An 11,298-nucleotide genomic window follows, 5' to 3' on the forward strand; every position below is an offset into this window, starting at 1 on the left:
CGTCTAGCGAGGAACCAACGGCTCCTTGAAGGATAGCACGCGCTGCACGGCAGACAAAACGTCGCTGGGCTCGATATCGCGAAGGCAAGACTTGTCAAATCGGCATTGCGATAGTCGATCCAGATGACAAGGCGAACACCAGATGTCCCGCGAGACAATGATAACGTTGGGACCTACCGGCCGCCACTCGCGTCGCTGGTGCGATCCACCAAAAATACAGACAGTCGGCACGCCTGCGCTTGCAGCAAGATGTGCGACGCCGGAATTGTTGCCGATTACGCAACTTGCCCGGAGGATGGCAGTCTGGACCACCGGCCAGGGATGCCGACCACAATCGTTAAGGACACGTCGCGAGTCCAATGGCCGCACGATCTCGTTCGCGCGCAATGCCTGCGCCTTGGTTCCGATAAGACGAACAGTCGCTCCCGGCAAGAAATCTACCAGCATTCCCACCAGTGTACGATAGTGCTCCGCCGGCCAGTCTCTCACGAAACTATTGGAAAAGGGCGATAGCACGACCTCCATCGTCATGCAGCCGGGGCGACGAGATGCCCCGTCTCTTGAAGACGCTGCGTTACCAGATGAACCAGTAGTGCCAGGTATTCAGACTGGTGGAGGACATTTGCCGAGCCTCGACGGTATAATTTGCCGCCATAGAAACTGAACGGAAACGCCCGCTTCCAGCGCGGCGCCCAAAGCCGGAACTGGAAGACGCCCCCTTCGGGCCCGACTTCAAACTCGAAGTCCGGCACTGATCCGCTCGTCACGGTTTTTGCCTGAAGGACCGAATCATCGAGAACGACGTCCATCGTAAGCGTTGCGCCCTGTCGCGCCGCCTCGATCTCGATGCGCGGCTGAAAAATATAGCTGCCATGCCGGAGGCGCCGATAGGGGCCCCAGAGCAAGGCGCCTCGTTTCGGCCGCCGAGATCCCATGAAGATCGTTCGATAGGGACTGGTGCTGCAAACCGTGGACGACGCGAAGGCGCCATGGTCCCAGAGCGCCTCGGTTGAGGTTTCCCGGCCGTCGCGACTGTGGTCGATCGGCAAGAAGATGTCGAGGAAGGGGTGATCTTCGCTGTTCCCTAGCCCTGCACGCACATCGGCGGACACGCCTGCCAGCAGGAAACGCGTATCGGCATCGGTCCGTAAGTCGATCGCGATATCATAGTGACCGGTCAGTATTGTCTCGAAAAGCGCGCGTTGCCCACGGACGTCAACCGCCTCTTCGCTGGCGTTACGTGGGAAAACCGAGAACAGGGTGACAGTGTCCACTAGTCCGCAGTCGCGGGCAAGATCCGCGTTCCAGGGGCCGACAACTAGTTCGATATGCGCCTGCGGAAAGGCAGCACGAAGCTGCCGAAGCGCCGGCACGGCCAGCACGAAATCGCCGAGATGATCGAGCTTCAGCAACAGGATCCGCGCGGGAGCGGGACGCCGGGCGGCAATTTCAACGCGGGTGGCGGGTGGATAAAAGAGCGCAGGCTCCGCTGGCGCTGGGTCAGCCTGAGGCAACAACGTCCAAGCTGGCGGCCTGATCCGCTCAATCATGAGCACGATGTCGCAGGCACCGCTGGGCGGCGTATCCAAGGAAAGACTATAATCATACTGCTGATCGTCGTCGCACAACATTCGAACGCGATAGCTGTTGGGCTCAAGCGCCTCTTCGATTTCTCCAGCGAGCGAGGCGGGGGTGTACAAACGCCTCTGTTGCGGTTCCCAGGTTGCCGGCAATGTGATTTGCCGGTCGCGAAGAAATGCATGTGGAACGATTATGACAAGATGGCCGCCCACACGGGTTGCCCCGAACCAAGCTTGAAGCGCTGCCCGATAGTCGCCCGCATGATGCAACCGGTGGTCCGCAATTACCGCCGCGTGCACCCCGTCTGCCGCACACGCTCCATCCGCTTGGATAACAAAGGCCTCGGCCAGCGACAGCCCCGTGAGCGTCTCAAGACGACGGCGCCTGGGTTCGCTCATCACGGAGGAGGCAGCGGCGCGCTGCTGTTGCACGAGGATATCCTGTAATCGAAAAGGAAGCCTCGTTAGCCCTAGCGGGACTTTCTAAAATGGTCGAGGGAGACCAGTACGAATATAGACCTCGCGATGCGCAGCCGATAAAGCCGCCCCGCGTTCGTCCGCCAGCTTCGACGCTGCGGATGTGGCGACGGACGGAGAATCGTGACTTCATGACAGGTTATATTCGCGACGACACTCCTACTGCCGAGGACGTCCGCTTCCTGTTCCGCCTGGCGCTCGGCCGCCTGCCGTCGGCGGAGGAATTGGCAACGGCGTTGAACCAGCCGATGTCTGTTTGCGTGCCGGGCCTGTTTCGCAGCCGTGATTTTAAGGCGTTGCGCAGTCGGGTCGCGCGCAGGCTTCCGCTCGACGCTGGTGATCATGCCATTCCGCCCGATGCGGCACTTCTCCGCTGGGCCGCGGACTTCTTCCCCGTTCCGCATCCGACCCGCGAAGCCGTTCGCCGCGCAAGCGATTGGCCCAACCTGTTCGAGGTACTGTTCAGCGACTGGCGTTTTCGCAAGCACATTGCGCGGGAATGGCGCGGCCTCTCGTTGCGCGCCTTTCTTGCCGGCCTTCGCGCATTGCAGAAGGCGCCGGCCAGCATCATCGGCGCAGTCGATGCCTGGTCAGATTCGAGCGTACGTGGCTGGGCCGCGGACCGCTATATGCCTGATCGATCGCTGATCGTTGAGATATGGCTTGGGGGACGTTTCATCGCGGCAGGCCGGACGGGCACCGGGCAAGAGCATCCCGTAGGTGACCAGTGGAGCCATGCGGGGTCCACCGGCTTCACCATTTCCATCCCGGCAGGCGCACTCGCCGGCACCGATCGTCTGGCAGAGGTTCGGGAGGCGAACAGCGGTTTCGTGATTGGCCGTTTCGAAACGCGCGACTTCAGGGCGCCGCCGGTCGACGCGATCGGTGAAATTCGCGACCAACTTCGCGCGTTGCGGCAGATGATCGATCGGATCGAGAGCAAACTGCCCGACTTCCAGGCAGCTCTTGGCTTTTCGCTCGACAGCTATGACGCGTATTTCGAGGCCTATTACGCGCCTTTACAGGAGCAAGCCGTGGCAGGCGCCGCCCACGCCCCAATGTGTGTGCTTGTCGACGCGATTGAGGCGTCACCGGCCACACTCGCACGCACACTCGCAACGCTGGACCGGCAGACAGCCCAGCCCGCGGAACTGATGTTGCTGTACCGCGAAGGCGACGCGGCGCTGGAGATGCTCGCTCTCGTCGACTCCTATCGAACCAGCAACGGGCACCGAACGCTTGTTTCCGCACAAAGCATCAGCGGATCGACACTGGCTCCTATCGCCAACGCGCTCGTAGCGAAGTCGGATCAGCCCTACATCTTGTGGTTGCCCGCCGGCTGTGCACTTGCTCCTGACGCGATCGAAATGTTCGCATCCACACTGTCCGCAGGCGCGGCGATTGCCTTTTCGGACTCGGACCAGCTGGAGGGGGAACCGTGGTCGGTCCGGCCGCGTCATGTCGCGCCTCAATTCCGCGCTTCATTTGACGCGACCCGTGCCTTGCAACAGGATATCTGCGGCCCAGTATTGGCGATCCAGCGGAACCGGTTAGTCGATGTGTCTCTGCGAGATGGCTTTGGCACCGCAGCGCTATACGAATTCATCTTACGCGCCGCACACTCGGGTGCGGCACCGCGTCATGTTCCCCGCATCCTCTATCATATTGAGCATCGTAAGGAAGCCGAGGTTGCCGATCGTCTGAAGGCGGTTGAAGCGCTCCTATCGGAGTTCCATCCCGCCGCTACGGTAGAGCCGATGCGTGACGTGATGGAGACACCGACGCAGGCGCTGCGCGTGCGATGGCCACTTCCCAAGACGAAAGTTGCCATCATCGTTCCGACCCGCGACAGGCTAGACCTTCTCATGCCATGTCTAGGCAGCATCGAGGCCTCGATCTCGCATAATCAAGTAGACCTGGAACTGATCGTCGTCGACAATCAGAGCCAGGAACCGGAAACGGAGCGGTTCCTCCGAAAAGTGGAATCGTCTGCGGTAGGGCGCGTCGTGCGATATGACGGTAGCTTCAATTGGGCGGCGATGAACAATGTGGCGGCCGGCCATTCTGATGCTGACATCTTCGTCTTCCTCAACAACGACACCGTAATTCTGTCCCCCGACTGCTGGGATGCGCTCACCGCCCAGGCGCTGCGCCCCGAAGTGGGTGCGGTGGGCGCACGTCTTCTCTACGCGGATGGCACGGTCCAGCACGCGGGCGTTGTGATGGATGAATGGCACAGTTTCGCGAGCCATGAAGGCACGGGCTTAGCGGGAAACGCGGGAGGCTATCTCGATCGCAACCTCGTCGCCCGGGAGGTTTCGATGGTGACTGGAGCATGTCTCGCCACGCGCGCCGATGTTTTCCGGCGGATTGGCGGCTTCGATGCGACCGCCTTTCCAGTAGAAGGCAACGACACCGACTATTGCCTGCGCGTCCGCTCCCTAGGGCTGAAGGTTCTGTATGAGGGGCAGGCCTGCCTCTATCATTTCGAGTCCAAATCACGCGGGTACAATGACGACGCGTACAAGCAAAACCGGGCGTTCGCTGCGACACAGATGCTGAAGGCGCGCTGGCCGACTTATGCGACGGATCCCTATTATAATCCGCATTTCGACCGCTTAGCGCCGCCCTTCACACGCCTTCAGGCGCCCCGGCCTTTCCAAAGCGCGTTTCGAGCGTAGGAAGCCCCATGCACACGGACGGCGAGCGGCACATTCCGCACTTCAGAGAATCGGCCAAGATGGATTTTGTACAGCAGCGACGTGTTCTGGAGAACGAAACCACGGCTTTGCGGTCTTGGCTGTTCAACGACGCCCTGCCATTCTGGTGGGAATGCGGCGCCAACCGCGCTGCGGCGGGCGGGTTTCATGACGCTCTCGACACCGGCGGCCAGCCCGCACGTCGTCCGATGCGACTGCGCGTCCAGGCACGGCAGATATTCGCCTATGCCGAAGCGGGCAGAATGGGCTGGACTGGGCCCTGGGCCGACGCGGTCGACCATGGGTTACGCGCGCTGTTTGGTCATTTCCGACGTGACGACGGCCTCTACAGGGCAGCGGTACATCCCAATGGCGGCGTGGTCTCCGACGCGGTTGATCTCTACGATCAGAGCTTCGTACTGCTCGCCCTAGCGGCAGCGTGGCAGGCGAACGGGCGGCCCGATACATTGCGCCGAGATGCGGAGACGCTGCTTGATCGTCTTCGCACCACGCTGTCGCATCCCGTGCTGGGCTTCGAGGAGGCCAGCCCGCGTCGGCTGCCCCTTCGGTCAAACCCGCACATGCATCTACTCGAGGCATTGCTCGCTTGGATCGAGTACGATCAAGATGCGCCGTTCCGCGCGGCGGCGGAGGAAATCGTCCGACTGGCGACAGGCTCGCTGCTCGATCACACGACCGGCGCGGTCGGCGAGTTCTACGACGGTGACTGGCGTTTCCATCCTGGCGACACGGGACAGGTCCGAGAGCCTGGCCACCAGTTCGAATGGGCGTTCCTGCTCGATCAGGCGGGCGAGCTGCTGGGTCAGGATCTGAGCACGCATGTCGCTCGCCTCTATCGCTTCGGCAGTTGCTACGGAGTGACAGACGGGCGGGTGATCGCTGCAGTGGATGCTGCGGGGCGGCCGCTGGATCTCGAATCCCGCCTGTGGCAACAGACCGAACGTCTTCGCGCCGTCCTAACCGTTGGGACGGAAGCACCGGATCGGTCGATCGCGCTGACGCTTGTGTGCATCGCTTCCTTCCGACGCTTTCTCCGTTCGCCCGGTGGTGCGTGGTATGACCGGCTGGACGCGGAAGGTGTGCCGGTTCCGGAGGCTGCTCCTGCTTCCTCGCTCTATCATGTTATGACTGGGCTACGCCCTTTGTTCGACAAGGTGTTGAATGGTTAATCTGCCAGCTTTCGACAGCGTTCGCGTTCTCTGCGTGGGCGATGTGATGCTCGATTGCTTCGTTGAAGGCACGGTGGAGCGGATCTCGCCGGAAAGCCCGGTACCGATCCTTCGCTACAAGCAGTCGCGCAAGGTTCCCGGTGGCGCCGCCAACGTCGCTCGCAATGTCGTCACCCTTGGGGCGACCTGCACGCTGGTGAGCGTCCTCGGCGATGATCCCGTTGCTGAGGAACTGGTCACCGCGATCGACGCAGAAGGCGGCATCCGCCTTCACGCGGTGCGCGACCACTCGCGCCCGACTACGGAAAAAACGCGATTCACCGCCGCCGGGCAGCACCTGTTGCGGGTCGACCGCGAAGAGAACACCGCATGTTCCGAAACGGTGCAGGCCGCCCTGCTTTCCGCAGCCGCAGAGCATATTGGCGCCCATGATGTGCTCGTCCTTTCGGACTATGCCAAGGGTGTACTCAGCGATGCCGTGACCCGCGCGCTCGTACTCCTCGCCATCGAGGCAGGCGTGCCCGTCATCGCGGACCCCAAAACGATCAGCCTGGATCGCTATCGCGGCGCCACTCTCATAACCCCGAACGTTCACGAGGCGCTTGCGGCTACCGGGATCCGCGCCACCGATGACGCGTCCGCCGAACGTGCCCTGGCGACCATTGCCACGCAGTTCGGCGTGAACGGGGTGTTGCTGACCCGTGCAGAACAGGGAATGTCGCTACGGACACAGGATGGTGCGATCCTGCATATCCCCGCGACCGCTCGCGACGTGTTCGACGTTGTCGGGGCAGGGGACACTGTCGTCGCGGTTCTCGCGCTGATGCTTGGTGCAGACGCGGATGCAGCCACGGCGGCAACGATCGCCAACACCGCAGGGGGGATCGTTGTCTCCAAACACGGCACCGCCACCCTTACCCGAAGCGAATTGATGGACGAGCTTGCGCACCATATCGCCGACCGCTCGAGCAGCGCGGTCAAGATTCTCGACGGCATGGCGGCAGCGGCGCGTGCGGCGGAGTGGCGTGCTGCCGGCCTCACCGTGGGTTTCACCAACGGTTGTTTCGACATCCTCCATGCCGGCCATATCCAACTGCTTCAGTTCGCCCGCAGCCGATGCGATCGCCTGATCGTGGGGATAAATGACGATGCTTCGATACGCCGTCTCAAGGGTGCTTCGCGACCGATCAACCCGCTTGAGGATCGCAGCCAAGTGCTCGCGGCGCTCGCGGCCGTGGATGCGGTAGTACCTTTTGCCGAGGACACGCCGTTCGAGCTGATTGCGGCGCTGCGGCCCGGCCTACTCGTCAAGGGCGCGGACTATGCGATAGAAAACATTGTCGGCGCCGACCTCGTTCTCGCGGCGGGCGGCCGCGTCGAGCGGTTCGAGCTGCTAGAAGGGCGCAGCACGACCCGAATCGTCGAGATGGCTGCGGATACGCGCGCGCGGACTCCCGCGTGAGCGCGACGGGAACGCTCCGCCCGGTAGAGCCAAGGCGGAAGGCAATATTTCTCGATCGAGACGGCACGCTCATTGTCGAGCGCAACTATCTGTCTGACCCCGCCGCCGTCGAACTCGAGCGGGGGGTAGTGGCAGGCTTAACCGCACTGCAGCGGGCCGGCTGGTTGCTCGTGATGATCACCAATCAGTCGGGAATTGCGCGCGGCTTCTTCTCGGAGGCCCAGGCGCGGCGGGTGAACGAAGAGGTTCTCGACCAGTTGGCGGCACAAGGCGTCGTCCTTCAAGGCATCTATATGTGCCCTCATGGTCCCGCGGACGAGTGCGACTGCAGAAAGCCAGCACCAGGGATGTTGATCGCAGCGGCCGAAACGTTTGCCATCGATCTGGCGCAATCGGTGGTGATCGGCGACAAGCGAAGCGACGTTGAAGCGGCTATCTCGGTGGGGGCGCTGGGTGTGCTGGTCCTGACCGGCCACGGCTGCCATGATCGTGCTTGGGCGATCGAACACGGCTACCCGATTACGGAAACGATCGCCACGGCAGCGCGCCTTCTCGATCCTCCATCGGTGGACGCGCACCCACAGCAGTAAACCGGCACAAGCAGCGATTTCGAAGGGTATAGCGGGGATATGATGCGTTCTGAAAGATACTTGCAGGGTTGCGGCAGGATGGGCTCGGCCTGGAGATTGGCGGCGGATACAACCCTCTGGCAACAGGCCCTTCAGTTCGTCATCTTGATCAGGCGGATCAAGAGACCTTGCGCGCCAAATTCGCGGCAGAAGGCGCTGATCCACAAAACGTGCCGCACGTGGATTACGTGTGGAACGGGGCGAGCTACGCCGAACTGGTGGGCGAGGACCGTTTCGACTGGATCGTCGCGTCGCATGTCATCGAGCACATGCCCTGCCTGATTCGCTTCCTCCAGGAATGTGAGGCCATTTTGACGCAAGGCGGCATCCTGTCCTTGGCCGTGCCGGACAAACGCTATTGCTTTGACCATTACCGGCCCAGTGCTGCGCTCGCCCGGGTGATCGATACATATCTGAACGCGGTGCGCCGCCCTACCGCGGGCGCGCTGGCGGAAATGCTACTCAACGCGTCGGCCTTGGAGGGGAATATCTGCTGGAACGCCGGCAGTATCGGCAATCCTGTGCTCATCCACGGCGTCCCCGACGCGCTGGCGGCGATGGAGCGATCAAGGGCTGGGGCTTATTGTGATACGCACGTCTGGGCATTCACACCCAACGCGTTCCGGCTGTTGATCCACGATCTCAACGCGCTGGGCTTTACCCGCTTCGCAGAGATTTCATTCGAACCGACGACCGAAGGCGAATTTTATATTCAGCTCGGTTTGGATCAGCGCAGCGCCCTTAATCGAGTGGATCTTGCCCGCGCCGCATTGCTCGACTGATCCGCGGGAAGGAGGCAAGCAACGTCCCAACGCGCGTAAGCCTTTGCACTTCCTCCCGTCGCCGCCTATCCGGCGTCATGCAGTTGATCGTCGATGGCTATAACATCTCGATGCCAAAAGGGACCGGCATCGCGACCTATGGGCGCAATTTCATCGCGACGGCGAGGAGACTGGGGCACCGCGTAGACCTGCTTTGCGGCGACCAACCCCGCCCGATCGCTGCCGGACAGTTCCGTCGGTGGGCGGAGGTCGCAAGCGACTTCCTCGTCGCGCCGCTCGGCTATGAACCACGGATCGTTGGCGACGCTGCCCTGGCAGATGCCGCGCGTGGCGCGGCATCCGTTTCCTGGGAAGCTGCTTGGAGCAGGCCCAACCTCTTCCGAGCGGCCAAGCGATACTTCCGCCGCACAGGGCGGTTCGTTGCCGTCCGCATCCCGGGTGTCGAGCTGGCGCACTGGACCTATCCGCTGCCGCTCTATGTCCCCGGCGCGCGGAACATTTACACGGTCCATGATCTCGTGCCGATCAAATTCCCCTGGATGGTCGATCGAGGCGCCGCGGAGTATCGGCGCACCTGCGCGGCTATCGCGCGGCGGGGCTTCGACATCGTGACCGTCTCTGAGACCTCGCGAAACGACATTCTGTCGGAGTTCCCGATTGCCGAGCATCGGGTAATCAATACCTACCAGCCTTTTGACGTGGCGCCGCGGCAGGGCGAAAAGCAGCGCGCCGCGGAATGGATAGCTGCGCAGGGTTTCACCACGCGCGGCTACTTTCTGTTTTTTGGCGCGATCGAGCCGAAGAAAAATATCGGGCGGCTGCTGGATGCCTTCGAGGCGAGCGGCAGCGACACGCCGCTGGTCGTGGTAGCGGCGGGGGGATGGGGGTGCGACGCCGAGCGCGCCCGATTGCGCGCATTGGCGGAACGCCCAGGAGCACGCGTCCGCGTTTTCCCCTATCTGCCCCGCGACGAGCTGATGCATCTGATCGAGCATGCCAAGGCGACGTTGTTCCCAAGCCTGTACGAGGGCTTCGGGTTGCCGGCCCTCGAATCGATGGCCATGGGTACGGCGGTGGTAGCAGCGGGCAATGCGTCGCTTCGCGAGGTTGTCGGTGATGCAGGCCTTTTGGTCGACCCCTATTCCGTTGAAAGTATCCGCGACGCGATAATGGCGCTTGACACCGGGGACTTGCTGCGGAGCCGACTCCAGGCGGCCGGCATCAGGCAAGCGGCTCGGTTTTCTCCCGAAGCGTATGCGGCGAGGCTGCGCGCGCTGTTTGATCAATGGACGTTGCCGTGACTGCTACAAAGTACACCCTCGGCGGCAAGACGATGATGCACCCATGGTAATTGTCTCGTCGCGCTGGTATTTGGCGGCGTGGCCCCAGTGGCCTCTTCAAGTGCGAGACTGGTGCGTTTCTCGGTGAAGCGCTGCACCGGAGTGAAAGTAAAGCCGGATGATCAAGTTTGAAAATGTCTCCAAAGCCTACCATATTCGCAAGTTCAAGAAGCAAGTCTTCAACGATCTGAACTTTGAGATCGCAAAGGGCGAAAGCGTTGGCATCTGCGGCGCCAACGGAGCCGGGAAATCGACGCTCATGCGGATGATCGCCGGCGTGGAATACCCCTCCTCAGGTAAGGTCTCGCGGACGATGAGCTGTTCGTGGCCAATCGGCTACGCCAGTTGCTTCTATCACAACCTCACGGGCGCGGACAATGCACGCTTCATTTCGCGCATTTACGCGCAGCCGGAGCAGGCAATTCTGGACTATGTAGAAGACTTCGCACAGCTAGGCCCCTATTTGCACCAGCCCGTCGGAACGTATTCGGCTGGTATGGTAGCACGCCTCGCGTTCGGCATTTCCCTGGCGATCGATTTCGAATGCTATCTGGTCGACGAAATCACCGGCGCGGGGGATGAGCGATTTCGAATTCGCTGCGAGGAGGCCCTGCTGCATCGGCGCGACAACGCGACGCTGATCATGATCTCCCACGACCCCGGCACGCTTCGTCAATATTGCCGTCGCGGCGCGGTCGTCTATGGGGGAAGCCTAGTGTTCTACGACACCATCGATGAAGCGGCCGAAGTGCATCACCGGCTACAGACTCTGTCTCACTAGGGCTGAGACTCACAAAAACCACATGACGGTGGCAGCGAGGTGCAGGCTGCCGAGGAAGATGGCGGCGGTGCGGTCATAGCGCGTGGCGAGGCGCCGGCAGTCCTTGAGGCGGCAGAACATGCGCTAGAAGGCATTGCGTCCCTTGTAATGGCTGCGGCCGAAGCAGCTTTTCCAGCGTCGATTGGCCTTGGGCGGGATGTTAGGAACAGCACCCTGCCGCTCGATAAGGTCACGGATGCGGTTGGTGTCATAGGCGCGGTCCGCATGGACGATGCAGAGAGCCGGGTGACCTGCCCCCCGCTGGTCCCGCAGTCATAACGAGAGTCCACCGGTTTGATATTCGTGCTGGGCCACCGGC

At 61.9% G+C, this 11,298-nt stretch carries 9 protein-coding genes and 1 pseudogene; 7 read left to right on the forward strand and 3 right to left on the reverse strand.

Features of this window, described 5'->3' with window-relative positions; translation table 11 throughout:
- Positions 1–3: 3 nt before the first annotated feature.
- Entirely contained in the window at positions 4–531 is a 528-nt protein-coding gene (locus B215_RS22105) for a glycosyltransferase family 9 protein (protein WP_082664462.1), read from the reverse strand.
- Positions 528–2,012 (reverse strand): glycosyltransferase family 9 protein, encoded by a 1,485-nt coding sequence (locus B215_RS21205; protein ID WP_152997825.1) that lies wholly within the window; start codon positions 2,010–2,012, stop codon positions 528–530. Before B215_RS21205 ends, B215_RS22105 begins: the two co-directional genes overlap by 4 nt.
- 176 nt (positions 2,013–2,188) lie before the next feature.
- Here B215_RS21205 and B215_RS0103735 point away from each other — a divergent pair, with 176 nt between their 5' ends.
- From B215_RS0103735 to B215_RS0103770, 7 genes are all read left to right on the forward strand, one after another.
- A complete protein-coding gene (locus B215_RS0103735) occupies positions 2,189–4,738 on the forward strand; it encodes a glycosyltransferase family 2 protein (RefSeq protein ID WP_019368284.1) in 2,550 nt (849 codons plus the stop codon).
- 8 nt (positions 4,739–4,746) lie between these two features.
- The gene (locus B215_RS0103740; RefSeq protein ID WP_019368285.1) at positions 4,747–5,946 is read left to right on the forward strand and encodes an AGE family epimerase/isomerase; all 1,200 of its coding nucleotides are present in this window, start codon (positions 4,747–4,749) and stop codon (positions 5,944–5,946) included.
- Entirely contained in the window at positions 5,939–7,408 is a 1,470-nt protein-coding gene (gene rfaE1 / locus B215_RS0103745; protein WP_019368286.1) for a D-glycero-beta-D-manno-heptose-7-phosphate kinase, read from the forward strand. Before B215_RS0103740 ends, rfaE1 begins: the two co-directional genes overlap by 8 nt.
- A complete protein-coding gene (locus tag B215_RS19535) occupies positions 7,405–7,998 on the forward strand; it encodes a D-glycero-alpha-D-manno-heptose-1,7-bisphosphate 7-phosphatase (RefSeq protein ID WP_050990126.1) in 594 nt (197 codons plus the stop codon). Before rfaE1 ends, B215_RS19535 begins: the two co-directional genes overlap by 4 nt.
- A 68-nt stretch (positions 7,999–8,066) precedes the next feature.
- Positions 8,067–8,819, forward strand: a complete 753-nt coding sequence (locus B215_RS0103760; RefSeq protein ID WP_269083842.1) for a methyltransferase domain-containing protein — start codon at positions 8,067–8,069, stop codon at positions 8,817–8,819.
- A 77-nt stretch (positions 8,820–8,896) separates the two neighbouring features.
- Positions 8,897–10,120, forward strand: coding sequence for a glycosyltransferase family 4 protein (locus B215_RS0103765; protein WP_019368289.1), 1,224 nt, complete (start codon positions 8,897–8,899; stop codon positions 10,118–10,120).
- A 157-nt stretch (positions 10,121–10,277) separates the two neighbouring features.
- Positions 10,278–10,940: an ABC transporter ATP-binding protein gene (locus B215_RS0103770; protein WP_019368290.1), complete on the forward strand. Its 663-nt coding sequence runs from the start codon at positions 10,278–10,280 to the stop codon at positions 10,938–10,940.
- 9 nt (positions 10,941–10,949) lie between these two features.
- On the opposite strand, the pseudogene B215_RS21725 reads toward B215_RS0103770, so the two are convergent.
- Positions 10,950–11,225 (reverse strand): annotated as a pseudogene (locus B215_RS21725) (transposase); the annotation flags it as partial.
- Between the last annotated feature and the right edge of the window lie 73 nt (positions 11,226–11,298).

Origin of the sequence: Sphingomonas sp. ATCC 31555, assembly GCF_000282895.1 — a bacterium.
Lineage (GTDB): Bacteria > Pseudomonadota > Alphaproteobacteria > Sphingomonadales > Sphingomonadaceae > Sphingomonas.